This is a genomic window from Cytobacillus sp. EB106-05-05-XG126 (genome assembly GCF_058791715.1).
In genome coordinates, this window is sequence record NZ_JBYTDU010000001.1 from 1,071,866 (window position 1) to 1,095,837 (window position 23,972).

At 41.1% G+C, this 23,972-nt stretch carries 27 protein-coding genes; 15 read left to right on the forward strand and 12 right to left on the reverse strand.

Annotation, left to right across the window (positions count from 1 at the left end):
* Positions 1-98: 98 nt before the first annotated feature.
* The 4 genes from AC3WTL_RS05350 to AC3WTL_RS05365 all read left to right on the forward strand — a co-directional run bounded on the left by AC3WTL_RS05350 (position 99) and on the right by AC3WTL_RS05365 (position 3,544).
* Positions 99-551 carry an FAS1-like dehydratase domain-containing protein gene (locus tag AC3WTL_RS05350; RefSeq protein WP_492369168.1) on the forward strand — a complete coding sequence of 151 codons (453 nt, stop codon included), beginning with the start codon at positions 99-101 and terminating at the stop codon, positions 549-551.
* The gene (locus tag AC3WTL_RS05355) at positions 544-927 is read left to right on the forward strand and encodes a MaoC/PaaZ C-terminal domain-containing protein (RefSeq protein ID WP_248347287.1); all 384 of its coding nucleotides are present in this window, start codon (positions 544-546) and stop codon (positions 925-927) included. Before AC3WTL_RS05350 ends, AC3WTL_RS05355 begins: the two co-directional genes overlap by 8 nt.
* A gap of 32 nt (positions 928-959) precedes the next feature.
* Entirely contained in the window at positions 960-3,317 is a 2,358-nt protein-coding gene (locus tag AC3WTL_RS05360; RefSeq protein WP_248348168.1) for a penicillin acylase family protein, read from the forward strand.
* A gap of 92 nt (positions 3,318-3,409) precedes the next feature.
* Positions 3,410-3,544, forward strand: a complete 135-nt coding sequence (locus AC3WTL_RS05365; RefSeq protein WP_258750305.1) for a hypothetical protein — start codon at positions 3,410-3,412, stop codon at positions 3,542-3,544.
* A gap of 41 nt (positions 3,545-3,585) precedes the next feature.
* Here AC3WTL_RS05365 and AC3WTL_RS05370 read toward each other — a convergent pair whose 3' ends face one another.
* From AC3WTL_RS05370 to AC3WTL_RS05380, 3 genes are all read right to left on the reverse strand, one after another.
* The gene (locus AC3WTL_RS05370) at positions 3,586-4,185 is read right to left on the reverse strand and encodes an SCO family protein (RefSeq protein ID WP_492369169.1); all 600 of its coding nucleotides are present in this window, start codon (positions 4,183-4,185) and stop codon (positions 3,586-3,588) included.
* A 144-nt stretch (positions 4,186-4,329) separates the two neighbouring features.
* On the reverse strand, positions 4,330-5,814 hold the full coding sequence (locus tag AC3WTL_RS05375; RefSeq protein ID WP_492369170.1) for an aldehyde dehydrogenase family protein: 1,485 nt from the start codon (positions 5,812-5,814) through the stop codon (positions 4,330-4,332).
* Positions 5,815-6,021: 207 nt separating this feature from the next.
* On the reverse strand, positions 6,022-7,239 hold the full coding sequence (locus AC3WTL_RS05380; protein ID WP_492369171.1) for a NupC/NupG family nucleoside CNT transporter: 1,218 nt from the start codon (positions 7,237-7,239) through the stop codon (positions 6,022-6,024).
* A 368-nt stretch (positions 7,240-7,607) separates the two neighbouring features.
* Here AC3WTL_RS05380 and AC3WTL_RS05385 point away from each other — a divergent pair, with 368 nt between their 5' ends.
* The 3 genes from AC3WTL_RS05385 to AC3WTL_RS05395 all read left to right on the forward strand — a co-directional run bounded on the left by AC3WTL_RS05385 (position 7,608) and on the right by AC3WTL_RS05395 (position 8,250).
* Positions 7,608-7,709 (forward strand): YjcZ family sporulation protein, encoded by a 102-nt coding sequence (locus AC3WTL_RS05385; RefSeq protein WP_082139040.1) that lies wholly within the window; start codon positions 7,608-7,610, stop codon positions 7,707-7,709.
* A 147-nt stretch (positions 7,710-7,856) separates the two neighbouring features.
* Positions 7,857-8,066: a YozQ family protein gene (locus AC3WTL_RS05390; RefSeq protein WP_048011637.1), complete on the forward strand. Its 210-nt coding sequence runs from the start codon at positions 7,857-7,859 to the stop codon at positions 8,064-8,066.
* A gap of 22 nt (positions 8,067-8,088) precedes the next feature.
* On the forward strand, positions 8,089-8,250 hold the full coding sequence (locus tag AC3WTL_RS05395) for a hypothetical protein (RefSeq protein WP_197207007.1): 162 nt from the start codon (positions 8,089-8,091) through the stop codon (positions 8,248-8,250).
* A gap of 93 nt (positions 8,251-8,343) precedes the next feature.
* Here the strand turns inward: AC3WTL_RS05395 and AC3WTL_RS05400 are convergent, their stop codons facing one another.
* Positions 8,344-9,402 (reverse strand): sulfite oxidase, encoded by a 1,059-nt coding sequence (locus AC3WTL_RS05400; RefSeq protein WP_492369172.1) that lies wholly within the window; start codon positions 9,400-9,402, stop codon positions 8,344-8,346.
* A gap of 143 nt (positions 9,403-9,545) precedes the next feature.
* Here AC3WTL_RS05400 and AC3WTL_RS05405 point away from each other — a divergent pair, with 143 nt between their 5' ends.
* On the forward strand, positions 9,546-10,292 hold the full coding sequence (locus AC3WTL_RS05405; protein WP_248347281.1) for a YqjF family protein: 747 nt from the start codon (positions 9,546-9,548) through the stop codon (positions 10,290-10,292).
* A gap of 45 nt (positions 10,293-10,337) precedes the next feature.
* On the opposite strand, the gene AC3WTL_RS05410 is transcribed toward AC3WTL_RS05405, so the two are convergent.
* Positions 10,338-10,475 carry a hypothetical protein gene (locus tag AC3WTL_RS05410; RefSeq protein WP_197087778.1) on the reverse strand — a complete coding sequence of 46 codons (138 nt, stop codon included), beginning with the start codon at positions 10,473-10,475 and terminating at the stop codon, positions 10,338-10,340.
* Between the two features lie 89 nt (positions 10,476-10,564).
* Here AC3WTL_RS05410 and AC3WTL_RS05415 point away from each other — a divergent pair, with 89 nt between their 5' ends.
* Complete coding sequence (locus AC3WTL_RS05415) at positions 10,565-10,747, forward strand: cold-inducible protein YdjO-related protein (protein WP_026041562.1); 183 nt, start codon at positions 10,565-10,567, stop codon at positions 10,745-10,747.
* A 48-nt stretch (positions 10,748-10,795) separates the two neighbouring features.
* Here the strand turns inward: AC3WTL_RS05415 and AC3WTL_RS05420 are convergent, their stop codons facing one another.
* Complete coding sequence (locus AC3WTL_RS05420) at positions 10,796-11,038, reverse strand: transcriptional regulator SplA domain-containing protein (protein WP_248347278.1); 243 nt, start codon at positions 11,036-11,038, stop codon at positions 10,796-10,798.
* A gap of 16 nt (positions 11,039-11,054) precedes the next feature.
* Positions 11,055-11,243, reverse strand: a complete 189-nt coding sequence (locus AC3WTL_RS05425; protein ID WP_492369173.1) for a hypothetical protein — start codon at positions 11,241-11,243, stop codon at positions 11,055-11,057.
* A gap of 133 nt (positions 11,244-11,376) precedes the next feature.
* On the opposite strand from AC3WTL_RS05425, the gene AC3WTL_RS05430 reads away from it, so the two are divergent.
* Complete coding sequence (locus tag AC3WTL_RS05430; RefSeq protein ID WP_492369174.1) at positions 11,377-12,645, forward strand: erythromycin esterase family protein; 1,269 nt, start codon at positions 11,377-11,379, stop codon at positions 12,643-12,645.
* Positions 12,646-12,698: 53 nt separating this feature from the next.
* Here the strand turns inward: AC3WTL_RS05430 and pepF are convergent, their stop codons facing one another.
* Together pepF and yhfH are read right to left on the reverse strand one after the other, a co-directional pair.
* Complete coding sequence (gene pepF / locus AC3WTL_RS05435; protein ID WP_492369175.1) at positions 12,699-14,513, reverse strand: oligoendopeptidase F; 1,815 nt, start codon at positions 14,511-14,513, stop codon at positions 12,699-12,701.
* Between the two features lie 179 nt (positions 14,514-14,692).
* Positions 14,693-14,827, reverse strand: a complete 135-nt coding sequence (gene yhfH, locus AC3WTL_RS05440; protein WP_009334590.1) for a protein YhfH — start codon at positions 14,825-14,827, stop codon at positions 14,693-14,695.
* A 275-nt stretch (positions 14,828-15,102) separates the two neighbouring features.
* On the opposite strand from yhfH, the gene AC3WTL_RS05445 reads away from it, so the two are divergent.
* Both AC3WTL_RS05445 and AC3WTL_RS05450 read left to right on the forward strand, forming a co-directional pair.
* A complete protein-coding gene (locus AC3WTL_RS05445; protein ID WP_492369176.1) occupies positions 15,103-17,262 on the forward strand; it encodes a PAS domain S-box protein in 2,160 nt (719 codons plus the stop codon).
* Between the two features lie 285 nt (positions 17,263-17,547).
* Positions 17,548-18,498, forward strand: a complete 951-nt coding sequence (locus tag AC3WTL_RS05450) for a 3D domain-containing protein (RefSeq protein ID WP_492369177.1) — start codon at positions 17,548-17,550, stop codon at positions 18,496-18,498.
* A 40-nt stretch (positions 18,499-18,538) separates the two neighbouring features.
* On the opposite strand, the gene AC3WTL_RS05455 is transcribed toward AC3WTL_RS05450, so the two are convergent.
* Positions 18,539-19,447, reverse strand: coding sequence for a coiled-coil domain-containing protein (locus tag AC3WTL_RS05455; RefSeq protein ID WP_248347263.1), 909 nt, complete (start codon positions 19,445-19,447; stop codon positions 18,539-18,541).
* A gap of 280 nt (positions 19,448-19,727) precedes the next feature.
* Here AC3WTL_RS05455 and AC3WTL_RS05460 point away from each other — a divergent pair, with 280 nt between their 5' ends.
* Positions 19,728-20,201 (forward strand): hypothetical protein, encoded by a 474-nt coding sequence (locus AC3WTL_RS05460; RefSeq protein WP_492369178.1) that lies wholly within the window; start codon positions 19,728-19,730, stop codon positions 20,199-20,201.
* Positions 20,202-20,246: 45 nt separating this feature from the next.
* Here the strand turns inward: AC3WTL_RS05460 and AC3WTL_RS05465 are convergent, their stop codons facing one another.
* The gene (locus AC3WTL_RS05465) at positions 20,247-21,149 is read right to left on the reverse strand and encodes an aldo/keto reductase (protein WP_222501038.1); all 903 of its coding nucleotides are present in this window, start codon (positions 21,147-21,149) and stop codon (positions 20,247-20,249) included.
* A gap of 115 nt (positions 21,150-21,264) precedes the next feature.
* Positions 21,265-22,194: a 3'-5' exonuclease gene (locus AC3WTL_RS05470; RefSeq protein ID WP_163145056.1), complete on the reverse strand. Its 930-nt coding sequence runs from the start codon at positions 22,192-22,194 to the stop codon at positions 21,265-21,267.
* A 241-nt stretch (positions 22,195-22,435) separates the two neighbouring features.
* On the opposite strand from AC3WTL_RS05470, the gene AC3WTL_RS05475 reads away from it, so the two are divergent.
* Both AC3WTL_RS05475 and AC3WTL_RS05480 read left to right on the forward strand, forming a co-directional pair.
* Complete coding sequence (locus AC3WTL_RS05475) at positions 22,436-23,017, forward strand: TerD family protein (RefSeq protein WP_048010026.1); 582 nt, start codon at positions 22,436-22,438, stop codon at positions 23,015-23,017.
* Between the two features lie 114 nt (positions 23,018-23,131).
* Positions 23,132-23,710, forward strand: a complete 579-nt coding sequence (locus AC3WTL_RS05480) for a TerD family protein (RefSeq protein ID WP_035330803.1) — start codon at positions 23,132-23,134, stop codon at positions 23,708-23,710.
* Positions 23,711-23,972: the final 262 nt, after the last annotated feature.

Genomic DNA, 23,972 nt, shown 5'->3' on the forward strand with positions numbered 1-23,972 from the left:
GTAACCTCTTCGATAAAAGTTTAGAGAATTAACAGGAAGCAGGAGGAAAAAGTCGAATACATAAAGATTATAAAAGGATGAGAGGAAGTGCGATTTTAATGGAATCTCTTTTAAAAGCAGATGTGAAGTTAAAACCTTTCCAGTTTACAATTGAAAGGGGAAAAATCAAAGAATTCGCTATGGCAATTGGAGACAAAAACCCTATTTATTATGATGCCGACACTGCGAGAAAAGAGGGGTACCGTGACATCCCCATCCCGCCAACATTTCCAACAGCCATCGAGATGTGGGGTGGCATGGATTTCGAAACCCTAATTGAGCTATTCGGACTTAACCCGCTCAAGGTTCTTCACGGCGGCCAGGAATATCGCTATATGGGGGAAATATGTGCTGGTGATACAGTAACTGCAGCCCCTAAAGTAATTTCTTCTTTTGAAAAGAGGAACCTGCGGTTTATTACAATAGGTATTCATTACAAAAACAGTGATGGAAAAGATGTTCTCTATTCAGAATCCACCATTATAGAAAGAGGGGGAAGCAAAAATGAGTGAGCTGAAAATGATTCATAAACCAGAGATCACACATACACAGCTGGTCAAGTATGCAGGGGCATCCGGAGATTTCAATCCGATTCATACAGTAGTCCCTGTAGGAGAAAAGGCCGGATTGGACGGAGTGATCGCCCACGGGATGCTTATAATGGGAATGGCAGGCGAAGCACTGGCTGAGTGGTTTCCAAGAAAGGACCTGAGAAGGTTCAAAGTGCGCTTCAGCAAAATGACACGACCCGGTGAGAAGCTGACAATAGAAGGGAGAGTGACTGGAGAGAAATGGGAAGATAACGAAAAAAGGCTGACAGGAGAAGTATCCGTTAAAAATGAAGCTGATGAGCAAAAGCTTTCCGGCCGGTTCGAATTTAAAATTTAATAATAAAGGAAGGAATGTTTATGGAAGGCAATATTGAGATCCAGCTCCAGCCAAAATCAAAGTGGAAGAAGTACTCGCTTTGGAGCATTGCTATCATATTAGTGCTGCTGGCTGCAGCCTTTTTCATTATGTATGGTTTTTTGTCCCGCTCTCTGCCTAAAACAGATGGGGAAATCAGAATAGGCTCCATCTCTCAGGAAGTAATGGTCAATCGGGATGGCAGCGGAGTCCCGCACCTGCTTGCTGCTAATGAACGGGACCTTTTTATTGCACAAGGCTATGTCCAGGCTCAGGATCGCCTTTTTCAGATGGACTTAAGCAGGCGTCAGGCATCGGGAAGATTGAGTGAAGTAATTGGAGAGGCTACGGTTGAAAATGATAAATATTTTAGAACTCTTGGTTTGAGAAGGGCTGCAGAAGCATCCTATGATGCATACTCCTCCGATGCAAAACAGATTTTAGGCTGGTTTGCAGAAGGAGTTAATCTTTATATTAAAGAGGTTAAAGAAAATGGAAAAATGCCTGTTGAATTTTCCATACTCGGCTATGAACCGGAAGAATGGTCTCCAGTGGATTCGCTCACTATTGGCAAATATATGGCATATGATCTTGGCGGACACTGGGAAAGCCAGGCATTCCGCTATTATCTCCTTCAGCATTTTCCTGAAGATAAAGCATATGAATTATTCCCCTCCTATCCGGATGAAGCCCCATACATAATAGGAAAACACAACTTAAATATTGAAGAAAGCTTTGCATCTGTCATCACGCCTCCTGAATTTAACGGAAGCAATAACTGGGTGGCAGCCGGCAGTAAAACGGCATCAGGAAAGCCTATTTTGGCTGATGACCCTCATCTGTCTCTCAGCACACCTTCTATCTGGTATCAGATGCACCTGGAGTCTCCTGAAATGAACGTCAGCGGTGTCATTTTTGCCGGAATCCCGGGCATCATCCTCGGTCACAATGAAGATATTGCATGGGGAGTAACCAATACAGGACCAGATGTTCAGGATTTGTATATCGAAAAAAGGAATCCTGCCAAAGGAAACGAGTTTCTATTCAATGAAAAGTGGGAAAAGGCAGAAGAAATAGAAGAACCAATTAAGGTAAAAGGCAAAGAGCCAATTAGCTATAAAATAACGATTACACGCCACGGACCTGTGATATCGGAATTTGCTGGAGACAGCGGCAAGGATACCGTTCTTTCCTTACAATGGACAGCGCTTCAGCCTTCAAAAGAGCTGGAAGCCATTCTAAAAATGAATAAATCATCAGACTGGAATCAGTTTGAACAAGCATTGGAGTTATTTCATACACCTGCCCAAAACTTTGTATTTGCTTCTTATGATGGAACTATTGCTTATAAAGCAAATGGTAAAATCCCAATCAGAAAGAAAGGAGACGGACTGCTGCCAGTGCCCGGCTGGTCGGATGAATATGGGTGGAAAGGCTACATTCCTTATGATCAGCTGCCTAAAACGGTCAATCCCGAAGAAGGGTATATATCAACGGCAAACAATAAGGTTATAGATGACAGCTATCCTTACCATATCAGTCATGATTGGGCACAGCCCTATAGACAAATGCGCATTCAGGAATTTCTCAAGAGCAAGGATGATCTTACAGCTGAAGATATGATGTCACTGCAAATGGATCAGAAAAACCTGCAGGCAAAGGAATTCATACCGCTTTTCCTGTCCGGAATGAAAGAACCATCCACCGCTCTTGAAAAGGAAGCTTTATCGATCCTGAGTAAATGGGATTATATTGACAGCAAGGATGAGGCAGCCCCTCTTATTTTCAATCTTTGGATGAAAAGCATATCCGATGTTCTTTTTGAAGATCAGATACCACCCGAAATGAGGAAGCTCTTCAAAGGACAAAAGCAGGCAGTGGATGAATTATTGAGAAATGCAGCAAATGGCCGGGAAAGCATCTGGATTGAAGAAAAGGGCGGATTGCAGGAAGTCCTTTCCCAATCATTGAGTACAGCGGTCAAGGAAGCCGAAGATCTTCAAGGAAGCAGCCCGACTAAATGGAAATGGGGTAACTATCATCAATTAGCTTTTTCCCACCCGCTTTCGAGTGTAAAACCTTTAAACTATTTGTTTAATAGAGAGGGCCGAATTCCTGTTGGCGGCAGCTCAGTCACTGTGCAGGCGGCAGCCAACAAAGACGATGGCACTGTGAATCATGGAGGCTCATGGAGATTTGTGATTGATACACAATACATGAATACTGCCTACCATCTAGTGGGACCAGGGCAATCCGGACATCCTTTAAGCCAGTGGTACCATGATCAGATGAAAGACTGGACAGATGGGAACTATCATAAAACAGTTCTCACTGAAGTAAAAACCAGGCATACACTTTTATTAAAACCTTGAAAAAGTATAAATTGTTTCTTTTTGTTCATAGTTTTTTCATAAATTTCATGTAAAATATTAATCATACAGGCAGGGAAAAAGGAGTTTTTTAGATGGCTAAAAAACAGCTGGTTGATTTAGTAAACCGATTAAAGAAATCCGGTATTAAAGTAAGCTTCTCAAAGCCAAGATCAAAAACTTTAATACTCATTGACCAAAACAAAAATTTATCTTCTTCTGCGAACTAGGTTAAAAAAAATGGCGGATCCTAAAATCCGCCATTTTTTTGTTATATTTGCTTCATTATCTTTTTGAAAACTTCATTCCTGTCAAAATCTTCTCCCATAGGGAACTTCTTAATAAATTTATTATTCTCGTCAAGCAAATACACAAAGGTGCTGTGAACATAGAAGCCATCACCGGGATCACGGTATTGAAATTGGAATGTGTTTGCGAGCTCCTGAATTTCTGCCTGATCCTTTTTCAATGTATCAGGATCAGCAGTAAGAAAGATCCAATTCTCATCATTTTCGATATCAAAGGTGCTTCTATATTTTTTAAGAACATCTGCGGTATCCCTATAAGGGTCGATCGTAACAGTAATAAATTGCACTTTGTCCCCAAATACACCCTCATTAGTAAGATCACTTTTCAGGAGATTCATCCTTTGGGTAGTCGTCGGACATATATCCGGACAGTGCGTATAAATAAATTCAACAAGCTTCAGCTTCTCATCAGATTCTGCAAAGTCATATACCTTCTCATCATCGGTTAAAAGTGTAATATGCTCAGGTATCTTTGATGTCATATCACGAATGATAAAAAAAGAAATGCCGGCAGCAATGCCTAATACGACAATAATAGCGGAAATCATATATACTTTTTTCATTATTTCCCCTCCCAATATAAGGATAAATAATATCCATCAAAAATCCTATGGATAATCTGTGAACTTATTCTTAATGGGAAGAAACTTTAAAGGAATTTCCATTAAAAAAGGAACCTCGAAAGGTTCCTTTTTTTGATTCGGCTATTATTTCATGGAGATCCATACACTCTTAACTTCTGTATAGTTATCAAGAGCGTATGAGCCCATTTCACGGCCGATACCGGATTGCTTATAGCCGCCAAATGGGGATGCAGCATCGAAAGCGTTGTAGCAGTTCACCCAAACTGTACCAGCACGGAGTTTATTGGCCACATAGTGTGCATTTGCAACATCACGAGTCCAAACTCCTGCAGCTAATCCATATTCGCTGTTATTGGCACGGTTAATTAATTCGTCAATATCATCATAAGGCATGGCCGAAATAACCGGTCCGAAGATTTCTTCCTTCGCAATTGTCATTTCGTCATTAACATCTGCAAAGATAGTAGGGGAGACGAAGTAACCTTGCTCCTGCGGCTTATCTCCTCCTGCTACAAGCTGAGCACCTTCGCTCAGGCCTTTTTCAATGTACCCAAGAACTCTGTTTTGCTGCTCAGCAGATACAAGCGGGCCAATTTCAGTGTCAGCATGAATTCCGGCACCTTGCTTGATTTTTTTAGCATGTGAAGCCATGTCAGCTACAACATTATCAAACTGCTTCTTTTGAATGAAAACACGGGATCCGGCACAGCAAACCTGTCCCTGGTTGAACATAACACCGTTAAGAGCTCCAGGAATTGCTTTTGATAAATCAGCGTCCGGCAGGATAATGTTCGGAGACTTGCCGCCAAGCTCAAGTGTAACCCGCTTTAAAGTCTTTGAAGCATTTGACATAATCCGTTTACCTACTTCTGTAGAACCAGTAAACGCAATTTTATCTACCAGCGGATGGTCAACAAGCGGCTGGCCAGCTGTTTCTCCAAAACCAGGGACAATATTGATAACCCCTGGAGGGAATCCTGCCTGATCCATTAACTCAGCAAGGTATAAAGCGGAAAGAGGTGTTTGCTCCGCTGGTTTAAGAACAACCGTACATCCCGTTGCAAGGGCTGCACCCAGCTTCCACATTGCCATAAGAAGAGGGAAGTTCCAAGGGATGATTTGCCCCACTACACCAACAGCCTCATGGCGGGTATAGTTGAAGAATGGCCCGTTGACAGGAATAGTCTGTCCGACAATCTTCGTAGACCAGCCTGCATAGTAGCGCATATGTTCAATTGCCAAAGGAATATCGGCATTTGTTGTTTCACGGATTGGCTTTCCATTATCCAATGTCTCAAGCTGTGCTAATTCTTCACTGTTTTCTTCCATAAGATCAGCAAGCTTGTACATCAGGCGGCTGCGCTTAGAAGCGCTCATTTTAGACCATTTGCCTTCATCAAAAGCCTTTCGGGCTGCTTTTACTGCCAGATCAATATCTTCTGCACCGGCTTCGAAAACAGAAGCCAGAACTTCTCCAGTCGCTGGGTTATACGTATCGAATGTTTTCTGTGATTTGCTTTCAACAAATTCACCATTGATATATAATTTTTTCTTCCCGCTTAAGAACTTTTCTACCTTTTCTTTTAAACCTGCAGTTAACTGACTCATATAATTCCTCCTTAAAATAGTAGACTATGTATTTCCATGCTGCAAAAATTTAGAAGAATACTATTGGTAACGCTTACATCAATACTTTAACATTAATAAAAATATAAAATCAACTCTGAATTAAAATAATTTTCAGATAATGTTCGACAATTCTCGCCTCACATCAAAAAAAATAGCATACCGGTGATCCAGTATGCTATCAGACTATTAAATTAACATTCCTGCAATCGCTGCACTTAAAAGAGAGGCAAGAGCTCCAGCTATTACTGCACGAATGCCAAGCTTGGCTATATCATTCCTGCGGTCAGGTGCCAGATTGCCGAGGCCGCCCAGGAGGATGGCCATAGACGAAATGTTCGCAAATCCGCAAAGCGCAAAGCTTACAACTGCAACAGTCTTAGGAGACAGGCTGCTGATTTCAGGAGCAAACGCTGAGTAGGCAACGAATTCATTCAACACAAGCTTTTGGCCGATGTAGCCGCCAGCCTGTACAGCCTCAGCCCAAGGGACTCCTACTGCAAATGCAAGAGGGGCAAAAATAAAGCCAAGAATCATTTCAAGTGTTAAGTTTTCCAGCCCAAAAAGTCCGCCTGCAAAACCGATGATTCCATTGATTAAAGCAACTAATGCGATAAAAGCAAGAAGCATGGCACCAATGTTCAAGGCAAGCATTAAACCATCGCTCGCTCCCCGGGCCGCAGCATCTACGATATTGACAGATTGTGTATCTTTTTCAATGGTAATATCATCAGTTGTTTCAGATTTCTCAGTTTCAGGCAGCATCATTTTAGCCATGACAAGGCCGGCAGGAGCTGCCATAAAACTTGCTGCAAGCAGGTATTCCAGTGGAACACCAAGCAGTGAATAACCAATCAGAACTGAACCTGCCACGGAAGCCAAACCGCCGGTCATGACAGCGAATAATTCCGACTTTGTCATTTTGCTGATGAAAGGGCGGACGATAAGAGGTGCCTCTGTCTGTCCGACAAAAATATTGGCAGCAGCAGAAATCGATTCTGCCTTGCTGGTTCCGAGCAGCTTAGAAAGGCCTCCGCCAATCACTTTAATAATGAATTGCATGATCCCTGTATAATATAGAACGGAGATTAGGGAAGAGAAGAAGATAACAACTGTCAGGACCTGGAATGCAAATACAAATCCAACACCTGAACCTTCTTGAAATAATCCTCCAAAGAGGAAATTAACTCCTTCATTGGCGTAACTTACAATGTCATTTACTGCAAAAGTTAATTTTTCCAGTGCCTTTTTCCCAAGATCCCATTTTAGCACGGCAAAGGCAAAGGCAAACTGAATGGCTAGACCGCCAAGAATTGTGCGTAAATTGATCGCTTTACGATTGGATGAAAGAAGGAAAGCTATTCCCAATACGGTCACAATCCCAAATATACCCCAGATAAAACTCATGTTGACACCTCATTTGTTGAATTTAGTAGAATGAAAACGTTTTTACGAAACGTCAAAAATATAGACCTCTGATAAAAGAGGTTTGTGAATAGACGTCAGACATCTAACTTGATTACATGTCCATTTTAACATGAATCCGTTTGCAGTAAAGAGTTTTTTTCTTACCAAATTAACTTAGGTGATTAATCTCCTATTTTTGTTCACATTTTCGGCGATTTTTCTTTCTAAATCATTACCTCATGCTCCGTTGAAGTAAAAGTATCTTTGATTTGATTTAATTTAATTTTATTTTATTGCTCCGTTACAACTGCCCATTCGGGACAAACATCATGTTCATACACTGTCACTAGACGTCAGGAGGTGTTAGAATGGGTGCAGGTGCAGGATATGGCGGCGGTTTTGCTTTAATCGTTGTCCTGTTTATACTTCTAATCATTGTTGGTGCTGCTTGCGTAGGCTGGGGATATTAAAGGATAAATGAACATGTAAACTGCTTAAAATCTGCCTTAATCAGGGCAGATTTTTTGTTTTCACACATAGAGTTTAATTTGAATCGTATGATAATCGGTTTAATGTCCAAAATAAGGATAGTTCTTATTTATAAGGAGGGATTCTGCATGAATAAAAAAGATAATAATGAAGGCACGAATATTGCTGGCAGATATTATGAAACTGAGGATTATAAAAGAAATGATCAGCTTTCTTCAGGACTCGCAACAACGCATGAGCAGGTAAGTGATACCTATATGGAAGGACAGGCGGATGCCGTTATTGAGGATGTAGTTGGCGTGGATATTTCCATCCCCCGTAAAGGGTATGATGAATAACGGATAGAAAGGAGGCATTTCAATGGCGCCGAGAGATGCTCAAGAAGACCTGAGCCAATATAAAATGCCGGAAGTTCTCCGAAAAAAGAGGACTTCTTCCTATAGGGTGGGCTATCAGGCTACAACAGGCAATCAGACACCTGGAGAACCGGAAGCAGGCAAGAGGACAGATGAAGAAAATTAATTAGCACTGCTAATTGAATGGAACTAGAAAGAGAGGATGTATTAAAAACATCTTCTCTTTTTGCACTTTGGGGATTTTGCATGGAAAAACGGGTTATACCACTTGAATTTTTATTTTTTGCACAGCATTATATCCGTATCCTTTCCTGTTCCAGTAAGGCTTTATTGGCTGAATATTGCCCTCTGTATCTGTTGCCCGCACAAGAATGGTATATTCGCCCTTTTTTACCTCCCAATTAAAATGCCACTTTACCCAGGAGTATTTTTCGTTTCCTCTGTATTTAAGCGACGCTTTTCTCCAAGTATCCCCATGATCAAAGCTTATTGCGACTTCATTAATTGTACCAGTTCCAGTCCAGGCAATACCTTTTATAGCATGTAACCCCTCATTAACAATGGAATGATCCAATGGGTGCTGGATTGTGCTGTTAACATTTATGGCTGTAACAGGCTTTTTATCTAAATCGCTATCATCATAAGGATAATAAACGTAATCTTTTGTTTGAAATGGGCCATTAAATTCATGCTTGATAATAAATATATTTCTAAGCCACTTAACGGAGGCCATTGCATACCATTGAGGGACAATTAGCCGAAAAGGATAACCATGCATATAAGGTATGGGCTTGCCGTTATATTCATATGCTACGATCGTATCTTCATGGAGTGCCTTTTCAATCGGCAGGCTTCTTGCAAAGTAAAAGGATTCTTTGAAATCTTTGCGTTCACCGAAATCCATTCCCGCAAACACAGCTTCTTTACTTCCAGCCAATAGTCCCGCTTTATCCAGCAGCTCTTTCAAAGGTACTCCTTTCCATTTCCCCTGACTGACTGCCCCTTCTTCCCACTGCTCACCAAAAACCTTTGGTTTGAAATTTGCTCTGTTATTGCCGGAGCATTCCAGAGGGACCAGAATTTCTTTGAATGGAAAGCGGATAAGTTCATTAAATGATATTTCCATCGGTTTATGAACATTGCCGGCAATCGACAATACTAAATTTCGGGTATGAATTTGCGGGTATGCAAAATGATTCCTTAGATAGAAATAATCCTGCGGCGTTTTCCAATTCTTCAGAAAATGAATGGGAGACTCCTGGTTTTCCGGTGTCAGACTGAGTGTTTTCAAATAAGGTACTGATAGACGCTTATTCATGGACCATCACCTCTATTAATAATACAGAGCAATGCTAAAGCTTAGAACTATAGACTATCTGAACTTCATTTATCGTTACTAAGTTTACTGCCGGCATTTTGAAGGAATAATCGTTAATAAAAATGCTGAAGGGCGGTAAAAGCATGAAGGAAGAATTACAGATAACAGGGCACAGACCTTTTCCGCTGCCTGATAAACCCTGGGTGATGGAGCAAATATGGAATGATGTTCTGTTTGCACATTGGCCGGTACCGGCAGAAATAATGGAGAAGCATATTCCTTCTCAGTTAACTCTGGATACATTTAAGGGCGAAGCCTGGATCGGAATAGTACCTTTCTGGATCAGCAGAATGAGAGTCCGCGGCTTGCCGGCATTGCCAATGATGAAATCAATGAATGAGCTGAATGTAAGAACTTATGTAGAGTATGGGGGCAAGAAAGGTGTGTATTTTTTCAGCCTGGATGCCGATAATTTTTTAGCGGTTACAGGAGCCAGAATGCTATATTTCCTGCCCTATATGAATGCCGAAATGAAAGTTGATAAAACAGAAGGACTCATTAATTATGAAAGCAGGAGAAAAAACGAAAATAAAGAGAGCGTACAATTCAAAGTCCAATATGAGCCAGCTTCCAGCCCATTTAATGCACAGGCAGGGTCACTTGATGAATGGCTGACTGAGAGATATTGTCTATGGGTAACAAAAGGTGAAGAAGTTTTTCGCGGGGATATCCATCATACAAAATGGCAGCTGCATGAAGCTTCATGTTCGATATACGAAAATACAATGGCATCATTTTTACCTGACAAGTACTTTACGAACGAGCCAATTTTACACTATTCTCCTCAAAAGCATGCTTATTTTTGGCCCTTAACAAGGGTTACATCATGATAAACAAGCGGACAGCCTTTTTCATGATCTAACCCAATGAAAACTTCATTTCTTTAAATAATTTTCTGCCAGCATTCTTTTTACTTCGTTATAGGATAATCCGGATTGGCTATTAAGCCTTTTTACCTCATCAATATCTGTTCCTGCGATAGTAAGGTTTTTCTTCTTCTGTTGGCGGACCATTAAATAGCCTCCTCTTCCAATTTGTTTTTATCATTTTCAATAATTTTCCCGTTTCTTGTCCATACTAAGAAAAAAAGGGGGCGATTCCAATTTTTTTCAATAAAAAAGGCCAAGATGATAAGCCAGAGGTTGTAATGCTCGACACAGAGGTGTATTCCTGTAATAGCTGCAATGGCTGGATGAGAAAAGATTTTGCCTCTTCAGATTTAAAATGTCCATTATGCGGTGATGAAACAACTGCCGAAATGAGGGAATTACCGCAAATTTTATAATCAGCAAATAAAGAAAGACTGATTCCTTACAGTCTTTCTTTATTTGTGTCAGTACTCTCCATATAATTCCTGAAAAGCCTCTTCTGCATCCTTTTCAGAAGAAAACAGTGCATCATCTTCTTCTATTAAATGAAATGACTCATTAAGAAAGAGGGCTACTGCATTAGGATCTTTTGGATGCGGAACAATTTCAGCAGGCCTTACGTTTGCTACACTTGGAGTGTGAGGATTATGGAAAATGACATATACCTCATCTCCCGATTTTACTTTTTTAGGATCTATTGTTTCCATGAGATTCACTCCCCATTTATAGGTTTTCATTTTGCTGGCCGATTTCTTTTGCGCCCAGAATAGCATTTGCCGTTTCCAGCTTTTCATGTTCATCAACAGAATCCCCGACCGCATTTTTCAGATTTGGAAATTTGCCGTCATTTTCAATGGTAACCATCATTTCTTTCGGTGCAGATGTCAGGTATTTTTCATCCATTTCTTTCATGATTCACTAACCTTCTGATATATATTCGAGCGGCTTTCTTTAAAGTTTTCTCTCCGCAGTGATCTAATATTCAGCCATATAATCCTAATTCAAATGGGAAAGTTAGCTATAAGGCTAAATTGAGGTGATAAAAATGAATGCAACTAAAAGACTGACTACAGCTATTCAATCGGAAGCAGGCTGTCTCAGCGATCCATCTTGGTTTGACCGCATTATTGAAGCTGCCGGGAAAGCGAAATTTGTTTTATTGGGAGAAGCTTCACATGGAACATCAGAATTTTATTCTATAAGAGCGGAAATATCCAAGAAGCTCATTGAACGGAAAGGGTTCAATTGTATCGCTGTGGAAGGGGACTGGCCTTCCTGCTTTACAGTTAACAGGTATGTAAAAGGGTATGCGCCTATGAACCCCCTTGAAGCACTGAAGGATTTTAACCGGTGGCCGACATGGATGTGGGCGAATGAAGAAATAAAACAGCTGATTACCTGGATTCATGATTATAATCAGCACATTAAAGAGCAAAGCCAAATGGCGGGTTTCTATGGCATCGACATATATAGCTTATGGGAGTCTATGGATGTGATAATAAAACTTCTGGAATCAAAGGGAGCAGCCGAGCTGGAAGCTGCTAAAAAAGCATTTTCCTGCTTTGAGCCATTCCACCGGAAACCGGAAAATTATGCAGTGGCTGCTGAATTTTATGGAGACGCCTGCGATAAGGAGGTTGCCGACCTTTTGCTAAGAATAAAAAACAAGTGGGAGGAAACCAATAACTTTGAAGAGGAATCACTGAACCTTTTGATAAACAGCCTTGTTGCCCTGAATGCAGAAAACTATTATCGGGCGATGGTAAAAGGCGGTCCTGATGATTGGAATATCAGGGACCATCACATGGTAAGTGCACTGGAGGAAATATCGGAGTTTTACGGAAAAAGTGCAAAGGTTATCGTTTGGGAACACAACACACATATTGGAGATGCAAGAGCAACCGATATGAAAGAAGAGGGGCTTGTGAATGTTGGGCAAATCCTCCGCGAAAAATACGGAGAAGATCAAGTTTTCGCATTAGGCTTTGGCACTTACTCAGGTACCGTTATAGCCGCCGAACAATGGGGGAGTGAAATGCAGGTTATGGAGGTGCCGCCCGCACAGGCGGGAAGCTGGGAGGATGCCCTTCAAATGGCTGGACCCGGAGATAAAGTATTGCTGTTCAACGATGAAAACAGAGATCTATTCACAAATACTATTGGACATCGGGCCATCGGAGTTGTATATAATCCTGAATATGAACAGTATGGTAATTATGTTCCCACTAAAATTTCTCTAAGGTATGACAGCTTTGTTTTTATAGAAAAAACGAATAGCTTGCAACCGCTTAATATACCTGTCAGAACACTTTAAAACAATCAGAGGAAACACAAGAATCCCCCTCCTTAAATCGGAGGGGGTTCTTGTTACACATAGCTGTTTTCCAATTCGTCCACCAATGATCCAACATAGCTTACTGCTTTGCGGATCGGATCCGGTTTAGACATATCAATGCCGGCACTCCTAAGCAGTTCAAGCGGTTTTTTCGTTCCTCCGGCTTTAAGGACATCAAGCCAGCGGTCGACAGCAGGCTGGCCTTCCTCCTGAATGCTTTGTGCCATAGCAGTGGAAGCAGTCAAACCGGCTGAATAGGTATATGGGTAAAGTCCCATGTAATAGTGAGGCTGTCTCATCCAGGTTAAAGCGGCCTTATCATCCAATTCAACCGAATCTCTCCAGAATTCAGCAAGTGTGTCTAATTTTTGAGCTGAGAGTGTTTTCGCCGTTAACGGAACACCCTGTTCAGCCAGACGATATACTCTGCGCTGGTATTCTCCTTCAAGAAGATGTGTAACAAAGTTGTGATAGTAAGTTCCAAGCATTTGAAGAATAACCCAGCGCTTCATTCTTTTATCTTCAGTACCAGCCAATAAATGCTGGCCAAGCAGCATTTCGTTTAGTGTAGAGGGTGCTTCGACAAAATAGGTTGAAGGGCGGGTATTCATGATACGCTGATATTTATTGGCCAAATAAAAATGACCCGCATGCCCAAGCTCATGAGCGAGAACAAAAGCACCGCGCATCGTGTCTGTCCATGTAATCAGGATGAAAGGATGGGAACCGTACGGACTTGCACAAAAAGCGCCTGTGGATTTTCCGACGTTATCAGCTAAATCAACCCACCGTTCTGACAGGCCTTTCTTCATTATATCGGTATATTCCGGGCCCATTATCTTGAGAGCTTCCAGTATGACTTCCGATGCTTTTTCAAATGTTGTTTCCGGATTGAATTCCGGATCAATAGGGGCCTTCAGGTCACAAAAAAGAATTTTATCCAATCCCAGGACTTTTTTCTTCAGCTGAGCGTATCTGCGCATATGGGGAGCAAGTTCCTTTTGGATAATGTCCAGCTGATTGTTGTACATTTCCTCTGTTACATGCTGGGAATCGAGAAGCATTTGTGTGACTGAGCTGTATTTTCTCAGTTTCGAGAGCGCAACCTGCTTTTTTACCTCCGCAGAATATGCAGAAGCAAATGTATTCTTGTAGTTTTCCAATGAATCTGTAAACGAGGCATAGGCATTCCGTCTGATGGTGGTATCCGGCGAAAACTCATAACGATCCTCGTAAAGAGCAAAAGAGTTTGGCAATTCGTTTCCTTGACTGTCTTTAAATGAGGCAAATGGCATGTCAGCAAGTTTTCCAGCCTGGTAGATATTATAGGGAGCACCAAATACTTCTCCCAATGCAGCCAGTGCTTCTTCCGTTTCCGGAGAAAGTCTGTGCCTCTTTGTTTCCAGCAGTTCTGACAGCCCGTTTTTGAACGGTTCGAGGCCGCTTTCTTCCATTATGTATTTTTCAATTAAACCCTCAGGCAGAGACAATAACTCAGAATCAATAAACGATAGAGCGGATGCTGCTTTTGCCCGTAAAGAGGCCATTAGTGATGAGTTTGCCTGATTGTCCGGATTAGTGCCATCCTCGGACTGGCGCAAGCTTGCATATGTGCCGGCCTGGACTAGACGGATAGAAAGCTTTTCCTGAGCGGAAAGGCAGCCAAGCAAAGCGTGCGGACCTTCATGGAGTTTTCCTTTGTATTGCTCAAAAACAGCAAGATCCTCTTCAATACTCCTCATCTCTTGCTGCCAATCTTCCTCCAATGCAAATAAATCCTCCACTTTCCATGTACGCTCTTTCGGTACCTCATGACGTTTTAATCGGGTAATAGCTGTTTGAACCATGTAATGATCCCTCCTATTTCGATTCTCTAAACAAAGAGATTATGGAACAATTATACAGGAAGAATCGATGAATTTATAGACTTTTCAAATATTTCAAATCTTATTGTTATGTAACAGCCTAAATACGCTCTATTAGAAAATAAAAAGCGGAAGGACCAGGAAGCCTTCCGCTGATTGTGCTATTCCATTTTCTTTGACAGACAGCGATCACATTCCATTAAGTATGATTCAGCCTGTTCCTTTACTGTTTGGCCACACTCGGGACATACCTTTTTGGGAAGCGTTCTGAAGAATTCAACCGGACTTTTAATCATTACTATTTCCTCCTTTTTATAATACAGTTTATTTTGTTTTCTTCTGTTGTAGTACAGTATATACCAAATTTATTTTAATGTGAAGTGTTTTGATTAAATTTTTTAAAAATTTAATTTATTATTTTTTCAGGCATAAAAGAGGGTTAAACTCCGCTCTTAAGCTTGTCAGTTTTAATGAGCTTCAGACTTTATTTCTCCCCGCCTCTTCCATGGCATGAATGATTCCATTACAATCATATTGAATAAAGTAAAAATGAGGGGGCTTAAAGCCTGCGATGACTGAGATAATTGTATCTTTTAATCCGATATTAATATTTGCGGCCGTTATACTGACCATTATGGCTTCCTATACAGCATTAGATTTATTTACTTTAATAAAATCATCTGAAAGCAATCAGAGGTTCTTGTTCTTAGGCGGAACTTTTTCACTTGGAATCGGCATATGGATCATGAACTTCATTGGCATGGTCGCGATCAACATAAATGCTTCCGGAAGCTACAATATTCCTCTTACCTTATTGTCCATGATTTTTGGCATCTCCTTTACCGGAATGGCATTTAGTGCAGTAATCGGACGACAGCTGAAGAAAGGCAATCTTCTTGCGGGCAGCTTCTTTTTAACGATGGCAGTCCTATCCATCCATGTAACAGGAATGTATGCTATCGGGATGAATGTCCAATTTGGCTCCATTGTATTTCTCATTTCCACCCTGATTATTTTTGCTTCTTTTTTATTTTCACTTTGGATGCTCTTTTACTCAAAAAGCCTTTCCTATTCAAGACATATATGGATAAAGCCTTTAAGCGCACTCATTATTGCCGGAGCCGTTGTAGAGGGGTATTTTCTGCTCATCCGATCGTCCTCATTCTATCCAAATGGGGAGATTAGCAGGGAGGGAGACTCGCCGGGGACTTTTCTGATTTTCCTGGTATTATTTGCAGCGATTCTAATCCTTAGCGGCCTCATTGCTTCAAGCACCCTAATGAGCAAGCGGCTGGAAGCAAGCGACACTAACTTACACGATATTCAGGCTGCACTTGATGAATCATCTATTGTGGCTATTACTGACCCAAAGGGGATTATTACGTATGTGAATGATAAATTTGTTGAGATTTCCAAATATGAAGAATATGAACTGCTGGGCAAAAATCATAATATTTTAAATTCAGGATATCATCCGCCAGAGTTTTTCCACCAACTATGGAAAACGATTGGGTCGGGGGAAATATGGAAGGGAGAAATAAGAAATAAAGCAAAGGACGGAAGCTTTTATTGGGTCGAGACAACAATTGTACCCTTCCTCAGCAAAAAGAATAAACCGTATCAGTATGTTTCCATCCGGACAGATATATCTGCCTTGAAAACTGCTGAAGCCAACCTCAAAAATTCCTTGAAAGAGGTTAACGATATTAAATTTGCTCTTGATCAGTCTTCCATTATTGCGTTCACTGATGAAAAAGGGATTATAACCAATGTAAATGAGAGGTTTTGTGAAATTTCCCAGTACAGCAGGGAAGAGCTGATAGGACATAACCATTCGTTATTAAATTCAAATCTGCATTCAAAAGATTTTTTTAAGAACTTATGGAAAACAATTGGCTCTGGTGAAGTATGGAGAGGGGAAATACGAAATAAAGCAAAGGATGGGTCTTATTACTGGGTCCATACAACAATCGTGCCGTTCATGAATGCGAACGGAAAACCTTATCAATACTTAGCCATAAGAAACGATATTACCGAGAGGAAAAAAACAGAGGAAGTGCTGCATCGGCAGGATAAACTGGCAGCAGTGGGCCAGCTTGCTGCAGGGGTTGCCCATGAAATCCGCAATCCGCTGACAACAATGAAAGGATATACAGAGTTCCTTCAGCTGGATGAAACGAATGAAGAGAGACAGGAATACTTAAGCATCATTTTAGATGAAATTGACCGGGTAAATCATATAGTAGAAGATTTTATGGTTCTTGCTAAGCCAAAAGCCGCTGAACTGGAAGAAAGAGATATCATACCTATTATAAAGAATGTCATCTCTTTTCTGGAATTCGAAGCCCGGAAACGGGAAGTGAAAATTCGTTTCGAATATGAACGGGATATCATCCAGATTGAATGTGACGAAAACCGCCTTAAACAGGTTTTCCTTAATTTTATCAAAAATGGAATTGAAGCGATGCCTGATGGAGGAGATATTACAGTCAGAGCAACTATCATAAATAACCAGGTGCAGATAGCGATACAGGATACAGGTGTCGGAATACCACAGGAAAAACTGAAAAATATCGGAGAACCATTTTTTACAACCAAGAAAAATGGGAATGGTTTAGGCTTGATGGTCAGCTTTAAAATTATTGAAAGCCATAATGGCAAAGTATTTATCGAGAGTGAATTAAATAAAGGTACGACATTCAATATTGTTTTGCCTGCGAAATCTGCCTAGCCAATCCTAATCGGATTGGCTTTTTCATTAGAAATTAATTCCTCTCCTGTTTAAAAATAGATATTGCCAATAAATGGACAGATTATAAAAACATTGGATCGAATCCCATGATAACAGGAAAAGCACCACTTTCAGTCTAAAACGGCACCTGACTTTGAAATATGTTTGTTATGAGGCTGTTATATCCGTAACGGGATTATTATCTGTTTGTTCTTTTTTAGTAAAGATTCCATGTTATTATTATCCCCGTTAGCTAAAAACGAGCTATACGGGAGGTTCTAACATATGAAAAAATCAATTTTAACTTTTGTAGCAGCTGCCGCAATTACCGGAACAGCAGGTGCGAATGTACAAGCTGAAGAAGTGACAGTAAAAAAAGGCGATACTTTGTGGGATTTTTCCCAGTCATATAATACACCAGTTGACATGATTAAAGAATGGAACGGGCTGTCTTCGCATATCATCCACCCGGATGATGTACTTAATGTATACCCTGAAAAGAAATACATAGTATCAAAAGGCGATACTTTATGGGATATAGCAAGAGAGCATAGTGTCACAGCTGAGGCAATCAAAGAATGGAACAGCTTGAGTTCTGATTTAATTCGTCCGGACGATGAATTAATTCTTTATCCGGATGCCAAAGCTGTTAATGCTGCAGCTGTTCCAGTTCAGGCTGCTCCGGCAAAGTCCGAACAGCCTGCAAAAACAGCAGCTGCTTCAGAGAAAAAATCTGAACAGCCTGCAGTAAAACAAACACAGCCAGCTGAAAAATCACAGCCGGCTTCAGAAGCAAAGCCAGTCGCAGAGTCTAATCCGGAACCGGCTAATCCTGCAGCGGAATCAAAGCCTGCATCTGAGCCTGCCAAGCCTGCAGCGGAATCCAAACCAGCTGCCGAGCCTGCTTCTGAAAAACCTGAGGAAAATGCAAATGATGAAGCAACTCAAAAAGTGCTGAATATGGAAGCAACAGCCTACACAGCTAATTGTGAAGGCTGCTCAGGAATTACAGCAACCGGAATCAATTTAAAAGAGAATCCAGATCAAAAAGTAATCTCAGTAGATCCTAATGTTATTCCGCTGGGAACTAAAGTCCATGTTGAAGGATATGGTGAAGCTGTCGCAGGAGACACTGGCGGAGCCATTCAAGGCAACAAGATTGATATCTTTATGCCATCTCAGGAAGATGCCATCAATTTTGGCAGAAAAACAGTTAAAGTTACTATTTTAGATTAAAACTAGAAAAGAAGGCACTTCTCCAGGTGCCTTCTTTCTTTTACTCTTTATTCTTGCCATCCCTTGCTTTTTCCTCCTGGTTGACAAAGAAACTGTGGACTGGTTTTGCCAGCTGTTTTAAGCTTTTCTCGAAGCGTTCAGTTAGGTGGGAGGCACGCTCGTAAACTATTGATTTTAAATGATCCAATTGCCTGCTGATTTTTTCGGTGATTGCCTCCTGGCGGTGTAAGCGTTCCATTATCGACTTACTGGCCTGTTCCTGTTCACGAAGCTTCTTGCTTAATTCTTCTTTCAATTGCTCCTGTGTCTTAAACTTTTTCTCAGCTTCCTCCGATAATGATGCGAACTGCTGGTCTAACCGCTCCATTACTGTATTGTGGAATACTTCCTGGACATCAAGCTTTTTGCATAATTCTGCTTTCATTTCTTCCTGTGCTTTAAAATTTGATGCGGCCTCTTCAGAAAATGCCTCGAATTTATCAAATTTACGGGAAAGTGCCTGTGTTGCCGCTTCCTGAAAGGAAACTTGTTCAAGTATCTTCTGATTTACCGGTTCTTCATTTTCAAGAATTTCCAGAATATCCTTATTTACTCCCTCCAAGGCAGACAGCCTTTTATTCAATAAATTATTCTCCTTTTCACGCTCATGCATCATTTCCAGAAAACCCGCCAAAAAAGCATCCTGCTTTTCAATCTTAGCTGTCAAATGCCCAATATGGTTACTTTGTTTGCCGGCAGCACTTTTTACAAGCTTCCTCATATCAAAAAACGAATCCTCAAGCTGAGTCTTCATCTCTTCATAAGTTTCAGACAAGCGGGTATTAACGGTCTGCTGCTCTTTTATTACTTCCTGGAGAAAGTTGAGACGGTAAGTACCCTGATTCGAAATAGTGTCTGAATGGCTTAAATAAAGCTTAGGATTAGCATCCTCATTTGATTTTTGTGCCATAGGAACACTCCTCAGTTTTCACCTTTTTTATAGCCTATGCCAGATCTTTGTGTGAGGGATGGGCACTGTCCTATAAAAGCCTAACCATTTTTCTGTTAAGCGTAGCTTAATTGATCTATTTATTAAAAAATTTCGAAAATCGCAATAAAAAGTGTTGCAAAAAATTCAAAAAATAGGTAAATTATTAATTGTCAGTTAATTGGCAGTGATGTCATCAATCTGACTACATAGGGAGTCAACCAAAACTACCTCTGAACAAAAAGAAGGAGAGGACAAAAGCATGAAGAGATTACCTTTCTTGCTTTCAGCAGCTGCACTGACACTCATGCTGGGAGCATGCTCAAACGAAGAAGCTTCTAAAGGGGAAGAAAAGGAAGAGGCGGCAGCTGAAACGGCAGAGTCTGCTGATGAATCCAAAGAAGTGCGTTCGGCTCTGCTGAACTATCAGGGAGAAGTGACAAAAGTAATCCGTAACACAGATGCCAGCTTAACTGCTGAAGGTCAGGATCCAGCTGAAGCAGCTGCAGCATTCGAAAAGGACGCAAAAGCCGTGTCAGTGCCGGAGGAATTAACAGACTATACTAAGGATATTGAAGCTGCGGTTGATAGCTTATCCCAATACTATGCTAAAAAAGCAGGATCTGAAGATATGGCGGAAGCAGAGCCATTTAAAGAGGAATATATCAATTCCATGACTAAAGTTTTTGAAGAGGTGGAATTATCTCCTCCTGCTTTTAAAAGTGTTTTTCAATAATATGTAAAAAAACAGCCCAATTTATGAATTGGGCTGTTTTCTTTATTAAGGGACATCATGCCCCAGGGAAGTTTGATAAATCTCAAACCACTGATCCCGGTTAAGTTTATAAGATAATGCACGGACAGCACCTTCAATTCTTTCGATCCTGCCGGACCCGGTGATTGGCATGATTCGGGCAGGATGGGTTAAGAGCCATGCAAATAAAACCTCATCAATATCATTCGCCCCGATTTCTTCTGCGACTTTAAGCAATGCAGTTCTAAGGCGCGCAGGTTTTTCTTCGGTGCTGCTGAAGATCTTTCCGCCGGCCAAGGGGGACCAGGCCATCGGAGCAATTCTTTTTTCCATGCACAAATTTAATGTGCCATCCTCAAAATTCTCGAGATGAAAGGCAGACAGCTCAATTTGATTGGTAATCAGGTCCATTTCAAGGAAGGACTGAAGCATCGTGAACTGATGGCTTTTAAAATTCGAAACCCCAAAATGCCTAACCTTGCCCGCGGATTTTAATGCTGAAAATGCATCAGCAACTTCTCCAGGATCCATAAAAGGATCAGGACGATGAATGAGCAGGGTATCTATGTAATCTGTTTTCAAATTTTGCAATGATTTCTCAACAGAAGCGATAATATGTTTTTTTCCGGTATTGTAATGATGTGATTTATGCTCGGACCGGTTTGGTGACTCGAGGACAATCCCGCATTTCGTAACAATTTCCATTTTTCCGCGGAGCTCCGGCTTTTTCTCCAGTGCCCTTCCAAACAGGCTTTCGCACGTATAGCTTCCATAAATATCAGCGTGATCAAATGTCGTTATGCCCAGTTCAAAACACTGTTCTATTAATGTGATTAACTCTTCATCTGACAATTTCCAGTCTGCCAGTCTCCAAAGGCCATGGACGATTCTTGAAAACGACAGATCTTCTGCCATCTGCACTCTATCCAAACGTATCATCTCCTCATTTTTAGTATTGTTATTATCTCTGAAAATCTTAAGAATACCAAGCTAAACGATCTTAAAACCACATAAAAAAAGAGGCAACAGTTATGTCACCTCCATGTTATACGCATATTTTCTGCAGCGGTTCAACCATTTGCTCATGCAGAATCATAATTTTTGATGTGTACGAACAATGTTCCCTGTAAGCGGTTTGAAGTTCCTTATGAAAATTGAGTAATTCTTCTACTCCGGTAATCAATTCTTTATCAAAAATGCCTGAACGGCTCAGCAGGATATTCTCATATTTCTCAACAAGCTTTTTTGTTTTTTTAATTAATTTCCAGGCATCTTTCATACGAAAGGCATCATTCAAATTGGAGTAGAATTCCACCAGGTCTTTTTGGAATATATACTTAATTTCCTGACTGAGCCTTTCTACACGAGGGAGTTCAGCTTCCTGAAAGATAAATTGCTGCACCATAATTAAATCGGTCTTTACCAAATGCTCTTCAAATGACTCATATATCCGCAGTGTATTATAAGCATCATACATGGGATGATGGGGTTCGCCGATAAAAGAAAGTTCATAGAAGGACAACGCTTTTTCAACAGAAGCTGCCGTACGGGAAGCTCTTTTTGTGAAAACAGCCTGAAAATCAACATATCTTTTAGTAATTTTTTCAATAGTAGCCTGGGGAAGATTATGCCTCAAAGCATCTGCTTTCAGTCTTAGGATATCACTGGACGACCAGGAGAAGAATCTGGCTTTTTTAACTCCGCCGACCCAAAAGAGAAAATCCTTAAACACTTGAGGAAAGTCATCCGCTTTCTCTAAATCAGAGTCAGATATCCCAGTCAATTCTTTGCAGAAAGTACTTAATGGTGAGTTCTGCTGCGGACGGATGAACCTGTCAAATCCAGTTACCTTGCCTGATTCAACATCCACTTTTACCGCACCAAGACGAATGGCCTCCATATCTTCAAACAGCATGCCACTTTTGCTGCATAGCATTTCAAAATCAAAGAAAACCAGCTGCTTTAGTTCAGCCATGTGAGATCCCCCTTTCTGTACCCAGCTGCCCAACAAGATATTATAAAGAATAACGGGTAAAAAAGGAAGGAACAGAATTATCCATCAAACTGTTGAGATAATATAGAACTTTTTTCCCAGCTCAATAGCAAATCGGTTTACGATTTCTTTTGAAACGTTTACACTAAAGGTGTACATAGTTGACAGCTGCGTATTTCAGCGAAGCTGTTAAAAATTTTTGAACCTGAAAGGATGGATGAACGTGGGTATTTCTTTATCGAAAGGGCAAAAAATTGATTTAACAAAAACGAATCCCGGATTGTCTAAAGTAATAGTAGGACTTGGATGGGATACGAATAAATATGATGGCGGCTTGGATTTTGACCTTGATGCCAGTGTTTTCTTATTAGATGCCAATGGCAAATGTGCATCAGATAAAGATTTTATTTTCTACAACCAGCTTGAAGGCGGCAATGGCTCAGTCGTACATACAGGAGATAACAGAACAGGTGAGGGAGATGGCGATGACGAGCAAGTCAAAGTTAATCTTAGCGCTGTTCCTGCCGCCATTGAGAAGATTTCTTTCGTTATTACTATCCATGATGGCGAAGGACGCGGCCAGAACTTTGGACAGGTTTCAAATGCATTTGTTCGAATCGTCAATGAAGAAACAAATGAAGAATTAATCCGTTACGATCTGGGCGAAGATTTCTCGATTGAAACTGCCATTGTTGTAGGTGAATTATACCGTCACAATGGAGAATGGAAATTCTCTGCTGTCGGATCAGGCTACCAGGGCGGACTTGCCCGCATTGCAACAGACTTCGGCTTGCAGGTAGGTTAAGTTCTATTTTTGCCAGGTAGAGCAGCAGCTTTTCCTGGCTTTCTCTTTAGGAAGAACCTGCACACAGGTGATCTGTCATGAAAAATGGATTTGTTTTATGAAGGAGTGAGTATCTTGGGTATTCAATTATCAAAAGGTCAAAGAATTGATCTTACTAAAACAAATCCCGGTCTGACTAAAGCCATAATCGGCCTGGGCTGGGACACAAACAAATATAGCGGCGGCCATGACTTCGACCTTGACGCATCAGCATTTTTGGCTGATGAAAACAGTAAATGTGCGAATGATCATGATTTTATTTTCTACAATAATCTCCAGCATCCAAGCGGGGCAGTTATTCACACAGGAGACAACCGTACTGGTGAAGGGGACGGTGATGATGAGCAGCTTGTTGTTGATTTTACTAAAATACCTTCACACGTCCATCGCATTGGCATAACGGTTACGATTCATGATGCAGAATTAAGGCAGCAAAATTTCGGCCAGGTTTCCAATGCATTCGTAAGATTAGTGGATGAATCCAATAATCAGGAGCTGCTTCGCTTTGATCTTGGAGAAGATTTTTCGATCGAAACAGCCGTAGTTTTCTGTGAGTTATACCGTCATGGAAACGACTGGAAATTCAATGCCATTGGCAGCGGATTCTCAGGTGGTTTGGCAGCCCTTTGCCGAAACTACGGACTGCAGGTTTAATTTTATCGCAGTCTAACGGGCAGTAAGACCCCCACTTCAAGACTCAGAGGAATCAAAGAAGGATAAGCGGGGGGCAAACTGCCCGTAAAGGCCCAAAAAACGAACAAAGACTAAGAACGCCACGTCCTGTGGCATCGTCTTTGTGACCCACTTCCTGTGGGCCTCAACTAACAATCAGTGGGGGATAAGGAAAACCCCCACTGATTGAAGTTTCACTTTATCGCAGTCAAACGGGCTGTAAGACCCCCACTTTGAGACTCAG